The sequence below is a fragment of the Streptomyces sp. NPDC007095 genome (assembly GCF_040634475.1).
Lineage (GTDB): Bacteria > Actinomycetota > Actinomycetes > Streptomycetales > Streptomycetaceae > Streptomyces.
Genome location: NZ_JBEYFS010000002.1, coordinates 62,194 through 83,264, shown reverse-complemented (window position 1 = coordinate 83,264; position 21,071 = coordinate 62,194). Strand labels below are relative to the sequence as shown.

The following is a 21,071-nucleotide window of genomic DNA, read 5'->3' as shown; positions in this document are numbered from 1 at the left end:
CCTCCGGGCGGTGAAAGGGAGCGGTGAATCAGGAGTCGAAGCGGGCACGCAACGCCTTCTTGTCGAACTTGCCGACTCCGGTGCGCGGGATGGCCTCCACGACCTCGATACGGTCCGGGAGTTGCCAGCGCGCGAAGCCTCCGGCCTCGAGGTGCGCCCGTACGCGGTCAAGGGTCACGGTGGAGCCCGGGCGCGGGGCGACGCAGATCAGCGGACGCTCCTGCCACTTGTCGTCGGGGACGGCGATGACCGCGGCCTCGGCGACCTCCGGCAGCGCCATGACGGCCGACTCCATGTCCACCGAGGAGATCCACTCGCCGCCGGACTTGATGAGATCCTTCGCCCGGTCGGCGATCACGACATAGCCGTCCGGTGAGCCGATGGCGATGTCCCCGGTACGGAACCAGCCGTCCTCCGTGAACTGGGCGGCGCCCTCACCGCCGAGGTAGGAATCGGCGATCCATGGCCCGCGTACGAGCAGATCGCCCATCGACGTTCCGTCCCATGCAAGGGAATTGCCCGCCTCGTCGCGAATGTCCATCTGTACTCCGGGCAGCGGAAGGCCGGCCCGGGTGCGCACCGCGTCGGAGATCCGGTCCTCGTCCCAGTCGCGCATCCGCTCCTTCGGCCACGCCACACTGGCCAGCGGCGAGGTCTCGGTCATGCCCCACACCTGCACCAGAGGGATGCCGAAGTCGCGCCGGTAGCGCTCGATCAGGGCGCGCGGCGGACGGGCGCCGCCGCACAGCAGATGCCGTAGTGACGGCAACCCACCGCCAGCGGTGATCTCGTCGGCGACCGCCATCCAGATGGTCGGCACGCCCGCGGCGACCGTGACCCGCTCGGCGGCCATCAGCTCGACCAGGGCCACGGGATCCAGCGAGCCACTGAGGAACACCTGCTTGGCGCCGTACGGAGTGGCGGTGTAGGGGACGCCCCAGGCGTTGGCGTGAAACATGGGCACGACCGGCAGTACGCAGTCACCGGGGCCGATGGCCATGGCGGACTGCGAGGACGCGGCGATGGCGTGCAGCACGGTCGAACGGTGTGTGTAGAGCACGCCCTTGGGGCGGCCGGTGGTGCCGGAGGTGTAACACAGGCCGAGCGGCGACCGTTCGTCGATGTCGCGGGGGGCGTACGCATCCGGCAGGCCGGCGATCAGCTGTTCGTACGCCACCACCCCCGGCAGCGCGGTGTCGGGCACCTCGTCGCCGAGCACGATGACATGCCGCACGCCGGCGAGGCCGCCCCGCGCGTGCACCTTCTCCAGAAGCGGCAGCAGATCGGGATCGGCCAGGATGGCGCGGTCGTCCGCGTGGCCGATGACGTATGCCAGGTCCTCGGGGGAGAGCCTCAGGTTCAGGGTGTGCAGGACGCGCCCGGTGCAGGGCACGGCCCAGTAGGCCTCCAGGTGCCGGTATCCGTTCCAGGCAAGGGTGGCCACCCGGTCGTCCGGCGCCAGGCCGAGGGCGTCCAGGGCGTGCATCAACTGCTGTGCGCGGCGGGCGAATTCGGCGTACGTGTAACGGTGCACACGCCCGTCGGGAAGTCGCGTGACCACCTCGGTGTCGGGAAAGTAGCGCGGGGCGTGTCCGAACAGCAGCCACGTGTTGAGCGGGGTCTCCATCATCGCCATGGCGCACATCGTCACCGCGGTGCGGGAGCCGGGCGACGGAGGAAGACTCCAGAACGTCCCTCACCTCAGTGGAGCAAGTACCCACACCGGTGAGGGGTGGAGCGACGCGGGGAGGGAGAAGACCCACACCCGCGCGGGGGCGTCTTGTGGAGATTCTCTCCGTAGCCGCTGCTCATGGCCGAACTTAACGTCTGCCCCACATCGGCATCCGCCGCTGCATCCCCTGCGCATCCGAGGCGTCATGAGACAACCGCGCGCCATCCTGGTCACGCAAGGCCTGTCCAAGGAGTTCCAGGGCTTCCGCGCTGTCAGCGCGGTGGACCTGAGGGTCACCGAGGGCACGGTCCACGCGCTCGTAGGCCCCAACGGGGCAGGAAAGACAACCCTGTTCAACCTGCTGACTGGATTTCTCAGGCCGTCCGGCGGGCGCATCACCTTCGCCGGACACGACATCACCGGACAGCCCCCGGAGCGCATCGCCGGCCTCGGTGTCGCCCGTTCCTTCCAGGTCACCAGCCTCTTTCCGCAGATGACAGCCCGCGAGCACGTCGAGCTCGCCCTCCAGTCGGGCACCGGTCTCGGCCGCCGGTTCTGGCGCACGGACAAACTGATGCGCCGCTTCTCCGGCCGGGCCCTCGAACTCCTCGGCGACGTCGGACTCGAGCACCTCGCCGACCGGCCCGCCGGAAACCTTCCGTACGGGCAGAAGCGCGCGCTGGAACTGGCACTCGCCCTCGCCCTGGACCCGGCGCTGCTGCTGCTCGACGAGCCGACGGCCGGCATGGGCCTGGAGGACGTCGACCGCACCGTGGCCCTCGTCGACAGGATCCGCGAGGGACGCACCGTGGTGATGGTCGAGCACAACATGAGCGTCGTCGGCTCGCTCGCCGACACCGTCACGGTCCTGCAGTGCGGCGAAGTGCTCGTGGAGGGCCCTTACGACCGGGTCAGGACCGATCCACGGGTCGTCGAGGCGTACCTGGGGGCCGACGTTGCTTGAGATCAAGGGCATCAGCGCCCGGTACGGCGAGGCCACGGCTCTGGACGAGGTGTCCCTGCAGGTCGGCGAAGGCGAGGTCGTCACCCTCGTCGGCCGCAACGGCGCGGGAAAGACCACCCTGCTGCGCTGCGCCATGGGGCTGCACCGCGAGATGACCGGCCGGGTTGCGCTGGCGGGCAGGGACATCACCGCAGCACCGCCGCATCGCAGGGCCCGGCTCGGCCTCGGGTACGTTCCCGACGACCGCGGCATCTACGCGGGCCTGTCCGTCGAGGAGAACCTGACCCTGCCGCCGGCCTCACCGGGCTCTGCGTGGCCACTGCCCCGGATCTACGAGGCCTTCCCGGTGCTCGCCGCGCGCCGCCGCTTCCCCGGCGGCAAGCTCTCCGGCGGTGAACAGCAGATGCTCGCCCTCGCCCGGGTCCTGCGCGCCGGCGCGCGTGTGCTGCTGTGCGACGAGCCGACCGAGGGCCTTGCCCCGGTCATCGTGCAGCAGATCGGCGAGATTCTGCGCGGGGCCAAGGAGTACGGGGTGTCGGTGCTGCTCGTGGAGCAGAATCTGCGCTTCGCCGCGACCATCGCCGACCGCCACTACCTCCTCGCGCAGGGCCGGATCGTCGAGGCGCTGAACAACGCCGACGTACGGCAACGCGAGGGCGAACTCCTCGCCTATCTCGGACTGTGACACCCCGTCACCTCCGCTCATTCGGGACGTACGCATCAGGAGGAAGCAATGAAGCACAGGCTGTCGACGGTCGTGGCCGCGGCCGCGGTGGGGGCACTGCTTGCGGGCTGCGGGGGCGGCGGACCGAGCTCGGGCGGCGGGAAGGTCAGCGACGACAAGATCGTGCTCGGTGTGCTCACCGACCTGTCCGGCGTCTACGCGGACATCGCGGGACCGAACTCGGTGCAGGCCGTGCAGATGGCCGTCGACGACTTCAAGAAGAAGTACGGCGACAAGGCGATCACCCAGAACATCGAGGTCATCAAGGCCGACCACCAGAACAAGCCGGAGATCGCCAACACCCAGGCTCGGGAGATGTACGACCGCAAGAAGGCCGACGCGATCTTCGACGTGCCGACCTCGTCGGCGGCCCTTGCGGTGCAGACCGTCGCCGGCCAGGCCAAGAAGCTGTACTTCAACACCGGCGCCGCCACCACGGAACTAGCGGGCAAGACCTGCAATCCGTACACCTATGAATGGGCCTACGACACCTACATGCTGGCGCACGGCACCGGCGCCGCGGTCACCGAAGCGGGAGGCAAGAACTGGTACACGATCTACCCGGACTACGCCTTCGGGCAGGACATGCAGCAGAAGTTCGAGACGGCCATCAAGGGCGCGGGCGGCAAGGTCGTCGCCAAGGACCCCACGCCGTTCCCCAGCGACAACTACTCCACCTTCCTGCTCAAGGCGCCGGGCCTGAAGCCGAAGCCGCAGGTGCTCGGGGCTCTGCAGGCGGGGGGTGACCTGGCCAACGTCGTCAAGCAGTACCAGCAGTTCAAACTGAAGGACAAGGGCATCGAGCTGGCCATCGGCCTGCTCTTCGACACCGATATCAAGGCCATCGGCGCGGACAAGCTTGCCGGAACAATGTTCACCACGGCCTGGTTCTGGAACGTCGACGCCAAGGCACAGGCCTGGGCCGACCGGTTCAAGGAGCGCACAGGACAGCGGCCCACCTTCGACCAGGCGGCCGACTACTCGGCGGCGACGCACTATCTGGAGGCCGCGCAGAAGGCGGGCAGCGACAAGGCGGCCGACGTCTCGAAGGAGCTGGACGGCACCAAGTTCAGCGACTTCTTCGCCCACAACGCCACCATCCGCGCCGAGGACCACCGGGTCGTCCACGACGCGTACCTGGCCAAGGTCAAGGACCCGGCCAAGGCGAGCGAGGCCGGTGACTACACCGAGCCGGTCAAGACCATCCCGGCCGCCGAGGCATTCGACCAGCCTTCGCCCGACTGCCATCTCAGCTGACCACCGGGGTCCGGCGGCCCGCACGACGGGCAGGCCGCCGGCCGAAGACGGGACCCACTCATGACCTCGTTTCTCCAACAGGCCTTCAACGGGCTGGTCAGCGGAAGCTTCTACGCCCTGCTCGCCCTCGGCCTCGCCGTCATCTTCGGCATGCTGCGCGTGGTGAACTTCGCCCACGGCGCGCTCTACATGCTCGGCGCGTTCGGCGCGGTCGCCCTCGCCGACAGCGCGGGGCTCGGCTTCTGGTGGGCGCTGCTGCTCGTGCCCCTCGCACTCGCCGTCGCCGGCACCCTCCTCGAACGGTTGCTGATCCGCCGTCTGACGGCCCTCGACCCGCTCTACAACTTCCTGCTCACCTTCGGCATCGCGCTGGTCTGCCAGGACCTGCTGCGCATGAAGTACGGCGCGCAGTCCCAGCCCTACGAGCGCGGTCCCTTCCCCGGCTCCATGGATCTGGGCCTGTTCGACTTCCCGCGCTACCAGGTGTTCGTACTCGTCGTCTCGGTCGCCCTCTGCCTGGCCGTGTGGCTGCTGCTCACCCGCACCCGGATCGGGACCATCGTGCGCGCGGCCACCGAACGCCCCGAACTCACCAGGGCGTTCGGCATCGACACGGGGCGCTGGGTCACGCCGGTCTTCGGCTTCGGCGTCGGGCTCGCGGCCCTGGCCGGCGTGCTCGCCGCACCCATGCGGGCGGTCAACTCCGGTATGGGCGGCGACCTGATCATCACGGTGTTCGCGGTCGTCGTCATCGGCGGCCTCGGCTCCGTCTTCGGCTCCGTGCTCGCCGGGTTCACCATCGGCATGCTCCAGGCCCTCGGCAACCTCTACGTCCCCGTCCTGTCGCAGACCTCGGTCTACCTGCTGATGGCCGTCGTGCTGCTGGTCCGGCCCGCCGGACTGTTCGGCAAGGAGGAACACGCATGATCCTCGGCCTCCTCGAGAAGCTGCACGGCCGCCCCGCCCTGATCCGGTGGGGTTTGCTCACCGCCGGGCTGCTCGTGGCCATCGGCCTGCCCTGGGGCCTGTATCCGCCGGTCGCCACGGACATCCTCTGCTGGGGCCTGTTCGCCGTCGCCTTCGATCTGCTGCTCGGTCACGCCGGGCTGCTGTCCTTCGGACACGCTGCGTTCTGGGGCAGCTCGGCGTACGTCAGCGGGCTGATCGCCATCCACAGCGGACTGCCGTTCTACGTCGCCGTGCTGGGCGGGGCGGCGGCCGCCGCGCTGCTCGCCCTGCCCATCGGGTTCTTCGCGGTCCGGCGCAGCGGCATCTACTTCGCCATGGTCACCCTGGCCTTCGCGCAGATGGTGTACTTCATCGCCAACCAGTGGGGCGATGTCACGGGCGGCGAGAACGGTCTGCAGGGAATTCCCCGCGACCTGCCGGGCGTCGACCTGTCGGACTCGTTCGTCTTCTACTACGCGGCCCTGCCGGTGGTGCTGCTCGGCCTCGCCGCGGCCTGGCGGATCGTGCACTCCCCGTTCGGCCGGGTGATCGCCGCCGTGCGCGACAACTCCGCCCGTGCCCGTGCCCTGGGCTATGCCGCCGACCGCTACAAGCTCGTCGTCTTCACCGTCTCCGCGTTCCTGTCCGGCCTCGCGGGCGGGCTGTACGCGGTCAACCACGGTTTCGCCTCACTGCAGGAGGTGTACTGGACGACGTCGGGCAAGGTCGTCGTCATGACAGTCCTCGGCGGCATCGGCACCCTGTGGGGAAGCCTGCTGGGGGCGGGCGCCATCGTCCGCCTGGAGGACTGGCTGTCCACGTCCGGATTCGAGGAGACCGGCCTGGTCACCGGCGGCGTCTTCATCGTCGTCGTCCTGCTCTTCCGCCGAGGAGTGTGGGGCACACTCACGCACACGCTGCGCTCCCGTAGGCAGTCCCCGGCCCTCGACCGGGAACCACACCTGGAGCACGACCACGACGACTCGTCGCAACCGGTGTCGTCGTAGATCTGTGCAGACGGAGCCGGGGCGGCGAGCATCGCAGGCGGGAACGCGTACCGGAACACTCAGGAGGCATCCGTGGACTCGACGACCACACACAGTCGGGCCGATGCGGAGCCTGCGGCGCGTCTGCTGCGCCTGCTGCGCGAAGACGCCGCGCAGAGTGAGTACGACGCACTCCTCGACCGATGCCCTTCCGAGGACCGGCCCCGGCTCGCCCTGCTCGTCGACGACGCCCTGCAGGTACGGGCGCGCTTGGAGGAGCGTCGCCGCCGGGAGGCCGAGCTTGCCGCGCTCTACGAGACAGCGGGGGACTTGTCCTCACTGCGTGACCTGGAGGCCGTGCTCCAGGCCATCGTCCGCCGGGCTCGCAGCCTGCTCGGCACCGACGTGGCCTACCTGATGCTCAACGACGCTCAACGCGGCGACACCTATATGCGGGTGACCGACGGGATACGCACCGACGCGTTCAAGCAGGCACGGCTGGCCATGGGCGCAGGCCTCGGCGGTCTTGTGGCCAAGACGGCGGTTCCGTACAACACCTCCGACTACTTCGCCGACCTGCGCTTCGAGCACTGCATCGACGACGTCGTGGGCGGCGAGGGGCTGATCTCCATCGAGGGAGTGCCTCTCAAACTCGGTGAGAACGTCATTGGCGTCCTGTTCGCCGCCAACCGCCGGGTCCGCCCCTTCTCCGAGCACGAAGTGGCCCTGCTCGTCTCGCTCGCCAACCACGCCGCCATCGCCATCGAGAACGCGACCCTCTTCCAAGACGTACGCAGAGCAGTCGACGAACTCACCGAAGCCAACGGCGTCATCCGCGCCCACAGCGAATCCATCGAACGCGCCGCCGCCCTGCACGAGCGGCTCACCACCATCGTTCTCGACGGCGGTGGGATGGCCGACGTGGCGCAGACCCTCGCCGAAGTCCTCGGCGGGAGCATCCTCGTCCTGGACCCTCGCGGTCGCACCATGGCCGCCGCCGGTGACGACCCTCTCGTCGAACAGGCCCGCACCGAAGGAGCGCTCCCGGATCCGTGCCCCGCCGCCCATGCGGTCCGAGACGCCCGGGTGCTGAGCACGGACGCCCGCCGCACCCGCCGTATCCCGGCAGGAGCCGACGGATCCGCTGCCTGCGCCACTCCCATCGTGGCCGGCAGCGAACTCCTGGGCGTTCTGCTGCTCGTCCGCGACCACCTGGACGCCTCAGGAGTACGTTCTCTCGAGCGTGCCGCGCTCGTCACCGCGCTGATGCTGCTCAGCGAACGCACCGTCGCCGAGGCCGAGCACCGGCTGCGCGGCGAGATCCTTGAGGACCTGCTCGGCTCCCCGCACCGGGACCCGGAAGGCCTGCGGCGCCGGGCCACCCTGGTGGGCCTCGACCTCCATCGCCCGCACACGGTGTTCGCCGCGCGCTGCCGTGACAGCGCCCATCGGCGACGCATCGCCGATGCCGCGGCTTCGTACGCCGCCCATGCCCGGGGTCTCGCGGGCGAATACCGGGGCGACACCGTCGTCCTCCTGCCACAGGATCCGGACCCCGACGAGGCCGCCCGCACCCTGGCCGACCACTTGTCGCGGGTCGTGGACAACCTGGTCACTGTCGGCGCCGCGACGGCCGCGCCCGGCATCGACGCCATCGTCGAGGCACACCACGACGCGGCCCGCTGCCTGGACGTCCTGCTCGCGCTCGACCGCGACGGAGAAGGAGCGTCCCCCGGCGAACTGGGCGTCTACGGGCTGCTGTTCCATCAGGCGGGCCGTGAGGAGCTGCACCGCTTCGTGCGCCGTACCATCGGTCCCGTCCTCGACTACGACACCCAGCGCGGCGGCGAGCTCACCCGCACCCTGCTCGCCTTCTTCGCCTGCGACACCGGGCTGGGCCGCACCGCCGCCGAGCTCTACATCCACGTCAACACGCTCTACCAGCGCATCGACCGCATCACCTCGCTGCTCGGCCCGCAGTGGCGCCACGGTGACCAGGTGCTGCAGGTGCATCTCGCCCTCAAGGTCCACATGGTCCTGTCCGCCGCGTGATCACCGGCCGGCGCGCAGAAGAAACGATGCCGCCCGCGCACTCGTGGTTTGCCGGCAACAAGGTTGCGGCCCCCCGGAGCTGATCCGAGGGGCCGCAGTCGTGCGTTTCGTGTTCTTTGCACTCGTCCGGGGAACGGACGGGGAATCGCCTTCCCTGGTGTGACGTCAGTTCGAGCAGGGAGCGTCCCGATCGGGCCCGCGGGTGACGGGCGGGCCGGGCAGCAGGGGTCAGGGCTGGACGGGCTTTCCGCGGCCCCAGGCCCAGGCGAGGCGGTCGGCGCCGGACTGGTTGGTGGTGGCGAGCCACGGGCGGGCGGGGTCGCCGGTGAGGGTCTGCAGGGAGTACGTGTCGTCGGTGCGCAGGCCGGGCCAGTAGACGGAGCCCATCTTCAGCCGGCGGAAGGTGTCGGTGACGGCCTGGACGTAGTTGACGTAGTTGTTGGAGGCGTCCGGCTTGTTGTAGTCGAGGCCGGTGGTCATCGGGGCGCCGAACTCGTCGGCGACGGTACGGCCCGCGCAGTCACCGATGCGCTCCTTGAGGTCGGACACCCACTGGTCGTAGGTGGCGTAGTCCTTCCAGAACCCGTAGTGGTGCAGGGAGAGGTAGGTGCCCTTCAGGCGCGGGTCGGCGCAGACGGAGGTGACGTGGTCGTTGTAGCCGGCGCCGCTGACGAACACCCGGTCGCGCGGGACGGAGGGGTAGGTGGCCAGCCACTTCGCGGCGATGTCGGCCCACTCGGTGTCGGTGTAGCCGTGGGGCTCGTTCATCGGCTCGAAGTAGACCTGCTTGTCGTTCCTGTAGGTCTTGACCACGGTGTTCCACATGGGCCAGAAGGTGGCGGGGTCGTCGATGAAGCCGTCCTTGCGGGCGCCCGTGCCCTCCCAGTAGGAGACGATGACCTTGAAGCCCTTGTCCGACGCGGCGTCGATGACCCCGCGGTAGGACTTCCAGTAAGAGCCGTTGACCGTGTACGGGTTGATGGGCAGCCGGACGGTGTTGGCGCCGAGGTTCGCGCGGAACGCCGAGATGATCCGGCTCGCCTTGGCGTAGGTCCGGGCGTAGCTGTCGGAGGTCGACAGGCCGGACAGTACGACGGGGTCGTCGGCGAAGTTGTCACGCGGGTCGGCCCAGTTCACGCCCTTGAACTGGGTCGTGTCCTTGCTCGGTGCGGCGTGGACGGGGCCTCCGGCGACGGCCGTGCCGCTGGTCGCGGCGATGGCCGTGCCACTGGTGCCGGCGATCAGGAGCGCCACGAAGGCGGCTCGCAGGCGGGGCGTGAGGCGGGTTCTGGCGGGGGTGTTGCGCATCGACTTGCCCTTTCAGGTGACTGCGGCTCAGCGCCCGGCGGAGCCTGCGCGGGGCTGGGCGGCCGTCGGAAGGTTCGCCGGGCCGGACGGGACGCGGGGGCGTCGGCTCGCCGTCGTGGGCCCGGTGACGACCGGTGCTGTAGCGGTGGTGCGGTGGTGCTTCGCCGGTGGTGCTTCACCGGTGTGGGGAAGGGTGTGGGGGGAGCGCGGGGCGGTCCTGTCGCCCGCGCGGGTGGGCCTCGGCGTACTCAAGGCAGGTGCGGGGCGCGGTTCTTGCGCCGTCTCGACCTCGACGGTCTCCAGACGCCGTGAAACCTCGCCTGCGGCGCTGAACCCATCCGTCCGCTCCTCCCTGATCCACCGACCGGAACGCTGTGTTTACGTAAACATCGGCCGGCACGGCGAGGCCTGATCTCATGGCCGGGGCTGGGTCGGTGGCGATGTTTACGTAAACATGGCGGCGCCGGAATCGTGGCACCCGGGACAGTGATCGTCAAGGTTTCCCGCACGTAACGTCGTTGGGCTCCTGTGGTGGATTCCCGGCACCGGGGCGAGAGGAGTGAGTGGTGGTGAAGTGACGGAACCGGGCGTCAGTCCAGGTCGTCGGGCGTGTGGAGGTGGGCGAGTACCTCCTCCGGGGGGAGGTCGAAGCGGTCCTTGTCGGCGGTCCAGTGGCGCAGAACCGTGGCGCTGGCCTCGGCCAGGGCGGGCGGGAGGCCCGTGGAGCGTAGGGCGGCGGCGATCTCCTCCATCTCGGGGGCCCAGCGCCAGGCGCGGGCCGCGATGCTGGGCAGATAGTCCACCTCGGCGAGAATCCTGGAGGTGATCGACTCGGCCTCCAGAGTCAGTTCGGCATCCACTCCGTGACGCGTGGCGAGCGCGTGGGAGACGGCTGCCAGTACGCGGGCGGACTTCTGGAAGGAGGCGAAGGCCATCTTCAGTGCCGACGCGGCACCGACCCCGGCGTCGAGCGGTCGGGCGAGTACGGCGGTGCCCTCGAACACCGTGGCCACCCGGCCGACAGCCTTCGGGTCGCCGCTCAGGTAGAGCCGCGGGGCGCTGTCCGCTCCGGGAGGAGCGCCGATGATCGAGCCGTCGACCATGACGATGCCGCGGTCGCGGCAGGCTCCGTCGATACGGAGGGCGCGTTCGGGGCTGATGGCGTTCGCCTCCACGTAGATGCCGCGGAAGGCGTGCCCGAGGATCTCGTGCGCGACGTCCTCCGCCGCGTGCGGTGGACAGATCGACAGGACCAAGTCGCTGACGGCCAAGGCGGACCCGAGCGACTCGGCCGACTCCAGGCCGGCCTTCCGGGCCCGCTCGACGCTGGCGGAGCCGCGGCCGGTGGGGACGTGGAGCACTCGGGCCCCGGCGCGGCGTGCCTGGGCGCCGACCTCCGCGCCCATGGCGCCTGGGTGCAGGAGTGTCACGGTCGTCATGAACGGTCCTCGTGGAGTCGGGAGGGACGGATGAGGGGGAGGCGGGTGAGGCGGGCGAGGGGGAGACGGATGAGGGGGAGGCGGGCGACGGGAGAGAGAGTTTCACGTTACGAGGAAGATCCGCCGGGCGCGGGGTGTCGCGGCGCGACCCCGCTCCGTGGCCGTCGCTCCCTCCTGACCCGTCATTCAGCTGATGGCGCGGCACATCACGACATACGTAACCCTCTCGTGGCCCAAGCATCATTCACGCGTTCCCCTTTGGGGGGCCGGCGTTCGCTGTGTTTTAGCTGTGGGACGTTTACGCTTTACCGTCCTTTGGGCGTTGGATCCCCACTGCGCAGCCGGTCGTCATCAGGGTGTGCGCACCTTCTGTCCCCCCCCCCGCGTACGCAGCACTTCTCCTATACCTGCGAGGGTCAAAGAGCCATGCGAGCGTTACTCACCACCAAGACCGCCAGGCGCGCACTGCGTCCGATTGCCGACCTCATCGATCAGCGCATCGAACGCCAGATCCGCCGCTCCATCGGGGACGGATCCGAAGGCGGACTCCAGCGTGAGCTGGCGACACTGCGCAATCGTCAGCGCCCCCTCGAACTGCTGATCGACGGGACGGGGCGCGGCGTGTCGCGCATGCCGGCCCAGGTCCATCTCGACCGCGCCATCGAGGAGTTGGCGCAGGTGAGCGGGGACAGGGGCGGTGCCGAGCGGAACATCGCCCAGGCGTTCCGGCTGCTCATCGCTCTGGAGGCGCTCGGGGTCGGCCGGATCGCCGGCGGCACCATGAACATCTGCGGCAAGCTCTCCGCCGTCCCGCTGCTCGACCCGCCGAACGACGAGATCCTCGAAATCGGCACCCTGTACGGGATGTTCGGCGCGGCCCTGATCCGGATGATGGAGCGCGCGGGCCGCGACCCGCGTCTGACGATCGTCGACCCGCTCGCGGGCCTCCAGTTGCAGCCCGGTACCACCGAGGGGGCCGACCCGACGGGCACTCCCGTGCGCGGCGCCGCGGTGCGCGCCAATCTGGCCCTGGTCGGCGCGGCCGGTGCGGCGGCCCGCGTCCAGCAGGGCTTCTCCGAGGACCCCGAGGTGCGCGCCCTGGTCTCCGACCGTTCCTACGGGGTGATCATCGTCGACGGTGACCACTCCGCCTCCGGTGTCGCCTCGGACCTGGAGTGGGCCGAGCGGATCGTCGCACCCGGCGGGATCGTCGTACTCGACGACTTCGGACACCCCAAGTGGCCCGGTATCAAGGAAGCCTTCGACAAGCACGTGGCGACCGACACGCGGCTGACGTTCCTCGGCCAGGTGGCGAACTCGGGGTATCTGCGCGCGAGTGCGTAGAGAGGCGTTGCAGGGGGTCTGCCCATCGGCTCCGACTCGTGATAGAAGCGGCGGAAGGGGATTGTCGGATACTGAGAATGGGGTTCTGGAATGAAGGCTGTGGTGGTCGGGGCGTCGAGTGGACTGGGCCGGTGCATAGGGGTCGACCTGGGGCGCCGCGGCGACCAGGTCGCCCTGCTGGCACGCCGGCGCGACCGGCTGGTCGACGCGGCGAAGGAGGCGGGCCCGGACGCGCTCGCCGTCGCCTGTGACGTGACCGACGAGTCGTCCTGCCGGGCGGCGATCGAGGAGGCCGCCGCCGGGCTGGGCGGCATCGACGCCCTCGTCTACGCCACCGGCATCGGCCCTCTCGCCCCGGTCGAGAAACTCGACGCCGACGCCTGGCGCCGCGCCATGGACACCAATGTGATCGGCGCGGCGCTGGTCACGAGCGCCGCGCTCCCGCATCTGACGAAGTCGGGCGGGGTCGCCGCCTATCTGTCCTCCGTCGGCGGCTCGCTCACGCCGTCCTGGCCCGGGTTCGCCGCCTATCACGTGAGCAAGGCGGCCCTGGAGAAGCTCGTCGAGGCCTTCCGCGTCGAGCACCCGAGCGTGGGCTTCACCCGGTTCGTGGTCGGGGACTGCGCGGGCGGGGAAGGGGACTCCAGGACCGGGTTCAACGACGGCTGGGACAGGGAGTACGCGGCGCAGGTCTACCCGGTCTGGCGGCAGCGCGGCTATCTGACGGGTTCCCTGCTCGACGTGGACGAGTTCCTCCGTGTCCTCGACGTCGTACTGCGCTGCGGCGGCACCATCCCCGAGGTGACCGTGACACCGCGCCCGCCCTTCCAGGCGTCCCAGGCCTGATCCAATGGACAGGCCCTAACGGCCCAGCGCCGCGCCCCCGTTGATGTGCAGCAGCTGCCCCGTCAGGCAGGCCGCCTCCGGTGACGCCACGTACCGGACGGCGGCGGCGATCTCGGAGGGGTGACCCGGCCGCCCGGTCAGGGTCTGGCCGACCCGGGAGGCGACGAACTCCGGCGTCGCGCGGGCGCCGAAGAACTCCGTGTCGGCGACGAAACCGGGGGCGACCGCGTTCACGGTGATGCCCTCGGGGCCGACGCGCTGCGCGAGGGCGTAGGTGTACGTGTTGACCCAGGCCTTGGAGCCGCCGTACGAGCCGGGCCCGCGCAGCGAGGCGATGGAGGAGAGCTGCACGATACGGCCGCCGGGGCGGCGCATGTGGGGGAGCAGGGCCTCGGTGAGCAGGACCGCGGTCAGTACGTTGGCGTCGAAGTTGTCGCGGTAGCTGTCCGCGATGGAGGCGAGCGTGCCGTCGGGTTCGCGGGCCGCGTTGCCGCCCGCGTTGGCCACCAGCACGTCCACCGGGGTCTCGTCCGCCGTGATGAACTCCCTCACCCGGCCCACCTGTTCGGGGTCGGCGAGGTCCGCCGCGCACCAGCTCGCCGTCGACTCGCCGTACTGGCGGTCAAGGGTGTCGGCCGCCTTGCGCAGGACGTCCTCTCGGCGGCCCAGGAGCACCACCCGGTCCCCGTCCGCGGCGAACGCCTCCGCCGTCGCCAGGCCGATCCCGGTACCGCCGCCGGACACCACCACACGTCGCTGAGTCATGGCCATCCCGTCCTCGGATGTGAATATCGGTCATGTGGGCGTACGGGCTGCGACGCTACGGAGGCCCTGGGGGGACGTCAAGTGAGTTGTGGGCGCGGCTCACAGGGGCTCTCAGGGCTCACAGGGGCGACCGCCAGGTGACCGTCGTACCCGAGCCGCCGCCTTCCGAGCCGCCGCCCTCCGCACGGCCGTTGCCCGTGTCGCCGTCGTCGAAGACCGTCAGGCGGACCCCGGGGCGTCCGTCGGGGAGGGGCGCCGTCGCGTCGACCGCGATCTCGACGCGGGAGACACCGGCGCGGCGGGAGGCGGCGGCCAGGGCTCGGCGCAGCGCGGTGAGCAGCCGGCCGGCGACGGGCTCCACGAGAAGGTTCTCCACCGCGCCGGTGAACCGGGTGGACGGCTGGAGACCCAGCACCGCGGCCGCGCCCGCCGCCTCGCGCAGGACCTTGCCGCGGAAGGTGGTGGGGGCGTCGGCCGGCGGCTGCTGGAGCGCGAAGATCGCCGTGCGGACGTCCTGGACGGTGGACTGGAGTTCGTCGACGGCACGGCCGAGGATCGCGTGAGCGTCGTCGTCCGCGCCGGCGCTCCTGCGTTGCGTGGATTCCAGCATCATGCCGGTCGCGAACAGCCGTTGGACGACGAGGTCGTGCAGGTCGCGGGCGATCCGGTCGCGGTCCTCGTAGACCGCGAGCCGCTCCCTGCTGTGCTGGGCCTCGGCGTGGACCAGCGCCAGCGCGGCCTGTGAGGCGAACTGGGTGGCGAGCAGCCGCTCCACCGCGGTGTACGGACGGCCGCCGCGCCGGCGGGGGAGGGCGAGCGTGCCGATGAGACGGCCGCCCGCCTGGAGCGGCAGCATCATGCTCGGCCCGAACCGGTGCCGTACATCCGTGGTCATCCGCGGGTCGGTCGCCGAGTCGTCGATGAACACCGGTTCGCCGCCGAGGAGTTGTTCGAGGACGGGGCTGCCCGGCTCGATCACGGCGCCGACGATGTCGGAGGGGCCGTCGGGCGTGGACGCGGTCACGGCCTCCATGCCGCCGTCCTCGGTGGGCCGCAGGATGACGCCGGCCTCGGCCTTGGCGAGACGCCGGGCCCGTTCGGCGACCGTCATCAGCGCGTCGGCGGCGCTCTCGCCGCTGAGCAGCGCGGTGGTGACGGCCGCCGCGCCCTCGATCCAGCGCTCGCGCTGTCGCGCCGTCTCGTACAGCCGGGCGTTGCCGATCGCGATGCCGGCCTGGGTCGCCAGGACCCGTACGAGTTGCTCGTCCTCGTCCGTGAACGGGGCGTCGCGCTTCCCGGTCAGGCGCAGGTCGCCGAACACCTCGTCGTCGACGTGGATGGGCACGACCAGCTCCGACGGCACGACCAGCTCCGACGGCTCCGACGGCTCGGGCGGCTCCGACGGCTCGGGCGGCTCGGGCGGCTCCGACGGCTCCGACGGCTCGGGCGGCTCGGGCGGCCGGGGAGGACCGGCGAGATCGGGGCGTTCCGCCGTACGGATCTCCTTGAGCCCGTCCCGTGCCGGATCGGTCATGTCCAGCGCCGCGTACGGGGCGTCCGTGAGCTCGGCGGCGGCGTCCACGATGTGCTGGAGCGTGGCCCGCAGTTCGAGGTCGGTGCCGACGCTGAGGACGGCTTCCAGGAGCGACGGCAGGCGGGGGACCGGATCGTGCATACCGGGGACCTTCCGGGGCCCGGCCGTCAGAGCGCCAGCGGGTCCAGGGTCAGCGGCTCGATCTTGCCCTCCAGCATGTAGCCCAGGCCCTGCACCGCGCACACGTCCGGACGCTCGGCGATGTGCACCGGCATGCCCGTCGCCTGCCGCAGCATCTGGTCCAGGCCCGGCAGCAGCGCGCTGCCGCCGACCATCATGATGCCGCGGTCGGCGAGGTCGGCCACCAGGTCGGGCGGGCAGGCCCGCAGCACCTTCCCGATCCCGTCCAGTACGGCGGTCAGCAGGGTCTGGATGGCGTCGCGTACGGCGGCGGTGTCGACCTGTACGGAACGGGCGAGGCCGGTCGCCACGTCCCGCCCGTGGATCTCCGTGGACGTCGGGCCGTGCGGGGTGAGGCCGTTGCCGGAGAGGGCGAGCTGCAGAGGCCGTACCGACTGCGAAGGAAGCATCAGCTCGTGCTGGTGGCGCAGGTGCTGCACGATCGCGCGGTCGACGGCCTCGCCGCCCACCGGAATGCGCTCGGCGGTCACGATGGACCCCAGGGACAGCACGGCGACCTGGGTGGCGGCCGCCCCGCACACCATGATCATGGTGGCTTCCGGCCGTTCGACGGGCAGCCCGCACCCGACGGCGGCGGCGATCAGCGTGTCGACCAGTTCGACCCGCCGCGCCCCCAGCCCGACCAGCGTCTCGATCGCGGCGCGCTGCGCCAGCGGGTCCGCGTCGTGCGGGGTGCAGGCCGCGGCGCGCAGCCGGGGCTTGCGGCGCAGGGCGCGGCGCACCTTGTCGCCGAGCAGCTGGCGCAGCATGCGCTGGGCCATCTCGATGTCGACGACCGTGCCGCCGGACACCGGCCGCATGACGCGGATGTAGTCGGGGGTACGGCCCGTCATCCTCTCCGCGAACTCGCCGACCGCGATCAGGGCACCGTTCCTGGTGTTGATCGCGGCGACACTCGGCTGATCGACGACCAGCCCCGCGCCCTTCACGTACACCCGGGTCCGGGCCGCGCCCAGGTCGACGGCGAAGTGGCAGCGGCGCAACCGCTCGAGGCTGGCGGTCATGGCAGGTCCTCCCGAGAGCAGACCGTGGGGGCTCCGCCGGATGGCGGTCCTTAATCGCATCGTGGACGGGCGCCGGACCAGGCGCCTTTTGTGGGGGGCCGGGCGGGGTGCCGCTGGATGGGTGGTCCTGTCCGGATGCCGTACGAGTGGTCCTGTCCGGATGGGTGGTCCAGCCCGGATGGGTGATCCCGACGCCCTGGCGGAAACCCGCCAGGGCAGTTTCTCGCCAGGTTCCGTCAACTCCCGCGCACCACCGGCCCCCCGAAACTCTTCGCAGCACCGGAGCCACCATGTGCCGACGAGGAGAGGTCATCGATGACCAGAGGACCAGTCAGACGGGGGGCGGCTCTGCTGTCCGCCGGGCTCGTGCTCGCCGTACTGCCCACGGGGCGGGCGGGCGCGGCCGAGGCAGCCGCCCCGGCCCCGACGCGAACCGCCTCCGTCACCCACACCGTCACTCTCGTCACCGGCGACAAGGTGACCGTCACCGACCTCGGCGCCGGAAAGAAGACGGTCACGGTCGAGCGGCCACGGGAGGCCACGGGGGCGGTCCGCACCCAGGTGACGAACGGCGCCGTGACCGTCGTACCGGACGAGGCGCTGCCCTATCTGCGGGCGGGCACCCTCGACCGGCGGCTGTTCGACGTGAGCGAGCTGATACGGCAGGGGCTCTCCGACGGGAAGACGGCCGAGCTGCCGCTGATCGTGACGTACGGGAAGGGGGCGCGCGCGGCCGCTTTGCGCGGGGCCGAGCAGAAGCGCGCGCTGCCCAGTATCCGGGGCGCCGCCGTCTCCGCCGACAAGGGGCGCACCTTCTGGCAGTCCCTCACCCGGCAGGGCGGGACGGTCGACAAGGTCTGGCTCGACGGGCGCGTGCACGCCGACCTGGCCGAGAGCAACGCCCAGATCGGCACGCCGCAGGCCTGGGAGGCCGGGCTCACCGGGAAGGGCGTCACGGTCGCCGTGCTCGACACGGGGGTGGACGCCGACCATCCCGACCTGGCCGGACGGGTCTCCGTCAGCAAGAGCTTCATCGACGGGCAGGAAGTCGCCGACCGCAACGGGCACGGTACGCACACGACGTCCACGGTCGGCGGCAGCGGCGCCGCCTCCGACGGCAAGGAACGGGGTGTCGCGCCCGACGCGACGCTCGCCGTCGGCAAGGTCCTCAGCGACGAGGGCTCGGGCAGCGACTCGGAGATCATCGCGGGCATGGAGTGGGCCGCGCGGGACGTGCACGCCAAGGTGATCTCCATGAGCCTCGGCTCGACCGAGGCGAGTGACGGTACGGATCCCATGGCGCAGGCGGTGAACACGCTGTCCAAGGAGACCGGCGCCCTCTTCGTCGTCGCCGCGGGCAACACCGGCGCCCCCTCCTCCATCGGCTCGCCCGGCGCCGCCGACGCCGCGCTGACCGTCGGCGCGGTGGACTCCGCCGACCAGGCCGCCTACTTCACCAGCGCAGGACCGCGCTACGGCGACAACGCCCTCAAGCCCGACCTGTCCGCACCCGGCGTCGACATCCTCGCCGCCCGCTCCCAGCTCGTCGCCGGCAGTGGCTACTACACCTCCATGAGCGGTACGTCGATGGCGACGCCGCATGTCGCCGGTGTGGCCGCCCTGCTCGCCCAGGAGCACCCCGACTGGACCGGCGCCCAGCTCAAGGACGCCCTGATGTCGACGTCGAAGCAACTCGACGCGTCCGCCTATGTGCTGGGCTCGGGCCGGGTGAGCGTGCCGGACGCGGTCGACGCGAAGGTCACCGCCACCGGGAGCGCCGATCTCGGCTTCTACAGCTGGCCGTACGAGGCGAACCAGCCCGTCACGAAGACCGTCACCTACACCAACTCCTCCGACGCGGCGGTCGAGTTGAACCTCGGCGTACGGGGTGCCCCCGACGGGGTGGCCACCCTCGCCGACTCCACGCTCACCGTGCCCGCGCACGGCAGCACGTCGACGACCGTGACGGGCGACGGCTCGAAGGCGCCCGTGGGCGACACCTCCGGGCAGATCGTCGCCTCCGTCGGCGGCACGCCCGTCGCGCACACCGTGTTCGGGCTGGTCAAGGAGGAGGAGCGGTACACGCTCACCGTCCACGTCAAGGACCGCGCGGGCGAGCCGACCGCCGCCTATCTCGCGGTGCAGCAGCTCGCGGCGGGCGTGGACCCGTTCCCGGCCTCGGTCGACGACTCCGGCACCCTGAAACTCCGGCTCAGGCCGGGGACGTACAGCCTCACCTCCTTCCTCGACGTGCACGGCGGTCACGGCGCCGACTCGCTCGGGCTCGGCTTCCTCGCCGCGCCCGAGATCACCCTCGACCGGGACCGCGGGGTCACCCTCGACGGACGGCAGCTCCGGGAGATCCGGGCCGAGGTGGAGCGGCGGACCGAGACCCGGCAGCTGCTCATGGAGTACGACCGGAACGCGGGCGGCTCCGACCAGTTCGGCGCCGTCCAGGTGCCCGTGAAGTACGACAGCATCTTCGCCGCGCCGACCGCGAAGGTCACCCAGGGCACCTTCGAGTACCGGACCGTGTGGCGGCTGGGGAAGCCGTCGCTGGAGGTGAAGGGCGTCGGCGAGGCGGTCGCGCAGCCGGGCGCGACTCTGATCGAGGGGCGCCGCAAGCTGCCGCTGGTGGACGTCGGGGCCGGACCGTTCACCGGGGTGAGCGGCAAGGCCGTGCTCGCGACACTCGCCGACGGTGTGGAGCCCGCCGCCCTCGCTCAGGCGGCCCAGGACGCGGGCGCCGAGGCGCTGTTCGTCACCGACGGCGCGGCCGGGCGCCTCAACGCCTGGTTCGGCACGGACGACTACACCGACCGGCCGCTGCAGATCGCCACGGTGAACGCGGCGGACGCGGCACGGCTGCGGGCCGCCGGGCGTGTGGACATGACCGGGACGCGCAACACGCCGTACGTCTACGACCTCTCGGAAGGGCACGAGGGGGCCATTCCGCGCGGCGACCTGACGTACGAACCGGGCCCGCGTGAACTCGCCGTGCTGGGCACCAGGTTCCACGCGGTCAAGCCCGTCTCCGGCAGCGAGTTCCGCTACTCGGTCACCGACGCCTTCCCCGTCGGGATCGGCTTCCAGGAGCGGATCGACTACCCCGCCGAGCGGACCGACTACGTGTCCACGGGCACCGGACAGACGTGGATGGAGTCCGTGAACCTCGGGGCGGGCACGCTGGAGGAGCGCAGTGGGCTCGTCCACTACCGCGGGGGCTCGCACGCGACGCTGAACTGGTTCAAGCCGGTCTGGCACGCGTGGCTCGGCACCGGGCTCGGCTGGGGACAGGAGCGCGCGGGCAACCAGATCCAGTTCAACACACCCGGCTGGGGCGATTCCGGGCCCGACCACACGGGCTTCGGCGACGTGTGGAGCGACGACACCGGAATGACCCAGTTCACGTCCGTGTACCAGGACGGCACCCTGGTCGACCGGCGCAAGAGCTCCGGCGCGTACGTGTGGGACGCGCCCGCCGACGAGCACACCTACAAGGTCGTCACGGACACCACCCTCGACCCCGGCCGCTGGACCCTGTCCACCAAGGGCCACTCCGAGTGGACCCTCCGCTCGGCGGCCACGCCCGCGGACCGCTGGACGTTCCTGCCGCTCATCAACCTCGGCTACGACATCGACACCGACCTCGCGGGCGCGGTGCGCGGCGGCGGCCGGGTGCCGGTGGGGATCCACGCCGAGTACGTCAAGGGCGCGCCCGGCACCGGGACCATCGGGGGCGGGAAGCTGGAGGTGTCCTACGACGACGGGAAGTCGTGGCAGACGGTCCCGCTGTCGGGCGATGGCGGCGCGGCGTCCTGGAAGGGGACGTTGAGCGTGCCGCGCGGCGCGGAGTTCATCTCCCTGCGGGCCTCGGCACGGGACGACCGGGGCGGCTCGGTGAGCCAGGAGGTCATCCGGGCGGTGGCGGTACGGTAGCCCGCCTCCGTCCCCTGTGAACGGGCGGCGCCGGTTCCCCTTGGGAGGGGGGAGCCGGCGCCGCCGCTTGACTTCGGTTCAGTGCGCC

Annotated in this window: 15 protein-coding genes; 9 read left to right on the top strand and 6 right to left on the bottom strand. The window is 71.0% G+C overall.

The features are described 5' to 3' along the window. Positions 1–28: 28 nt before the first annotated feature. Positions 29–1,636, bottom strand: a complete 1,608-nt coding sequence (locus ABZ656_RS01600) for a long-chain fatty acid--CoA ligase (RefSeq protein ID WP_360263429.1) — start codon at positions 1,634–1,636, stop codon at positions 29–31. 241 nt (positions 1,637–1,877) lie between these two features. On the opposite strand from ABZ656_RS01600, the gene ABZ656_RS01595 reads away from it, so the two are divergent. The 6 genes from ABZ656_RS01595 (at position 1,878) to ABZ656_RS01570 (ending at position 8,603) form a co-directional block, all read left to right on the top strand. Continuing rightward, positions 1,878–2,636 (top strand): ABC transporter ATP-binding protein, encoded by a 759-nt coding sequence (locus ABZ656_RS01595; protein ID WP_360263426.1) that lies wholly within the window; start codon positions 1,878–1,880, stop codon positions 2,634–2,636. Further along, positions 2,629–3,321, top strand: coding sequence for an ABC transporter ATP-binding protein (locus ABZ656_RS01590; protein ID WP_180362534.1), 693 nt, complete (start codon positions 2,629–2,631; stop codon positions 3,319–3,321). The genes ABZ656_RS01595 and ABZ656_RS01590 overlap by 8 nt, the downstream gene beginning before the upstream one ends. A gap of 48 nt (positions 3,322–3,369) precedes the next feature. Further along, positions 3,370–4,617, top strand: a complete 1,248-nt coding sequence (locus ABZ656_RS01585) for an ABC transporter substrate-binding protein (protein ID WP_101405309.1) — start codon at positions 3,370–3,372, stop codon at positions 4,615–4,617. A gap of 60 nt (positions 4,618–4,677) precedes the next feature. Further along, positions 4,678–5,544: a branched-chain amino acid ABC transporter permease gene (locus tag ABZ656_RS01580; protein ID WP_101405310.1), complete on the top strand. Its 867-nt coding sequence runs from the start codon at positions 4,678–4,680 to the stop codon at positions 5,542–5,544. Further along, a complete protein-coding gene (locus tag ABZ656_RS01575; RefSeq protein ID WP_101405311.1) occupies positions 5,541–6,572 on the top strand; it encodes a branched-chain amino acid ABC transporter permease in 1,032 nt (343 codons plus the stop codon). The genes ABZ656_RS01580 and ABZ656_RS01575 overlap by 4 nt, the downstream gene beginning before the upstream one ends. A 72-nt stretch (positions 6,573–6,644) precedes the next feature. Continuing rightward, on the top strand, positions 6,645–8,603 hold the full coding sequence (locus ABZ656_RS01570) for a GAF domain-containing protein (RefSeq protein ID WP_101405312.1): 1,959 nt from the start codon (positions 6,645–6,647) through the stop codon (positions 8,601–8,603). 228 nt (positions 8,604–8,831) lie between these two features. Here the strand turns inward: ABZ656_RS01570 and ABZ656_RS01565 are convergent, their stop codons facing one another. Both ABZ656_RS01565 and ABZ656_RS01560 read right to left on the bottom strand, forming a co-directional pair. Next, complete coding sequence (locus ABZ656_RS01565; protein ID WP_101405313.1) at positions 8,832–9,911, bottom strand: cellulase family glycosylhydrolase; 1,080 nt, start codon at positions 9,909–9,911, stop codon at positions 8,832–8,834. 590 nt (positions 9,912–10,501) lie between these two features. Continuing rightward, the gene (locus ABZ656_RS01560; protein ID WP_360263418.1) at positions 10,502–11,350 is read right to left on the bottom strand and encodes a DUF1932 domain-containing protein; all 849 of its coding nucleotides are present in this window, start codon (positions 11,348–11,350) and stop codon (positions 10,502–10,504) included. 426 nt (positions 11,351–11,776) lie between these two features. Between ABZ656_RS01560 and ABZ656_RS01555 the strand changes: the two genes are divergently transcribed. Both ABZ656_RS01555 and ABZ656_RS01550 read left to right on the top strand, forming a co-directional pair. After that, entirely contained in the window at positions 11,777–12,694 is a 918-nt protein-coding gene (locus ABZ656_RS01555) for a class I SAM-dependent methyltransferase (RefSeq protein WP_360263415.1), read from the top strand. A 90-nt stretch (positions 12,695–12,784) separates the two neighbouring features. Continuing rightward, on the top strand, positions 12,785–13,540 hold the full coding sequence (locus ABZ656_RS01550) for an SDR family oxidoreductase (protein WP_360263412.1): 756 nt from the start codon (positions 12,785–12,787) through the stop codon (positions 13,538–13,540). 15 nt (positions 13,541–13,555) lie between these two features. Here the strand turns inward: ABZ656_RS01550 and ABZ656_RS01545 are convergent, their stop codons facing one another. The 3 genes from ABZ656_RS01545 to ABZ656_RS01535 form a co-directional block, all read right to left on the bottom strand. Further along, entirely contained in the window at positions 13,556–14,305 is a 750-nt protein-coding gene (locus ABZ656_RS01545) for an SDR family oxidoreductase (RefSeq protein ID WP_101408159.1), read from the bottom strand. Between the two features lie 118 nt (positions 14,306–14,423). Beyond that, positions 14,424–15,980 carry a GAF domain-containing protein gene (locus ABZ656_RS01540; RefSeq protein WP_360263408.1) on the bottom strand — a complete coding sequence of 519 codons (1,557 nt, stop codon included), beginning with the start codon at positions 15,978–15,980 and terminating at the stop codon, positions 14,424–14,426. Between the two features lie 26 nt (positions 15,981–16,006). After that, positions 16,007–17,044: a rod shape-determining protein gene (locus tag ABZ656_RS01535; protein WP_101405318.1), complete on the bottom strand. Its 1,038-nt coding sequence runs from the start codon at positions 17,042–17,044 to the stop codon at positions 16,007–16,009. 315 nt (positions 17,045–17,359) lie between these two features. Here ABZ656_RS01535 and ABZ656_RS01530 point away from each other — a divergent pair, with 315 nt between their 5' ends. Continuing rightward, on the top strand, positions 17,360–20,983 hold the full coding sequence (locus tag ABZ656_RS01530) for a S8 family serine peptidase (RefSeq protein ID WP_360263404.1): 3,624 nt from the start codon (positions 17,360–17,362) through the stop codon (positions 20,981–20,983). Positions 20,984–21,071: the final 88 nt, after the last annotated feature.

Excerpts from the sequence above, each read along its gene's own strand:
- ABZ656_RS01600 (WP_360263429.1), bottom strand. The coding sequence starts at position 1,636 with ATGGCGATGATGGAGACCCCGCTCAACACGTGGCTGCTGTTCGGACAC.
- ABZ656_RS01595 (WP_360263426.1), top strand. The coding sequence starts at position 1,878 with ATGAGACAACCGCGCGCCATCCTGGTCACGCAAGGCCTGTCCAAGGAG.
- ABZ656_RS01585 (WP_101405309.1), top strand. The coding sequence starts at position 3,370 with ATGAAGCACAGGCTGTCGACGGTCGTGGCCGCGGCCGCGGTGGGGGCA.
- ABZ656_RS01580 (WP_101405310.1), top strand. The coding sequence starts at position 4,678 with ATGACCTCGTTTCTCCAACAGGCCTTCAACGGGCTGGTCAGCGGAAGC.
- ABZ656_RS01575 (WP_101405311.1), top strand. The coding sequence starts at position 5,541 with ATGATCCTCGGCCTCCTCGAGAAGCTGCACGGCCGCCCCGCCCTGATC.
- ABZ656_RS01565 (WP_101405313.1), bottom strand. The coding sequence starts at position 9,911 with ATGCGCAACACCCCCGCCAGAACCCGCCTCACGCCCCGCCTGCGAGCC.
- ABZ656_RS01560 (WP_360263418.1), bottom strand. The coding sequence starts at position 11,350 with ATGACGACCGTGACACTCCTGCACCCAGGCGCCATGGGCGCGGAGGTC.
- ABZ656_RS01555 (WP_360263415.1), top strand. The coding sequence starts at position 11,777 with ATGCGAGCGTTACTCACCACCAAGACCGCCAGGCGCGCACTGCGTCCG.
- ABZ656_RS01550 (WP_360263412.1), top strand. The coding sequence starts at position 12,785 with ATGAAGGCTGTGGTGGTCGGGGCGTCGAGTGGACTGGGCCGGTGCATA.
- ABZ656_RS01545 (WP_101408159.1), bottom strand. The coding sequence starts at position 14,305 with ATGACTCAGCGACGTGTGGTGGTGTCCGGCGGCGGTACCGGGATCGGC.
- ABZ656_RS01540 (WP_360263408.1), bottom strand. The coding sequence starts at position 15,980 with ATGCACGATCCGGTCCCCCGCCTGCCGTCGCTCCTGGAAGCCGTCCTC.
- ABZ656_RS01535 (WP_101405318.1), bottom strand. The coding sequence starts at position 17,044 with ATGACCGCCAGCCTCGAGCGGTTGCGCCGCTGCCACTTCGCCGTCGAC.
- ABZ656_RS01530 (WP_360263404.1), top strand. The coding sequence starts at position 17,360 with ATGACCAGAGGACCAGTCAGACGGGGGGCGGCTCTGCTGTCCGCCGGG.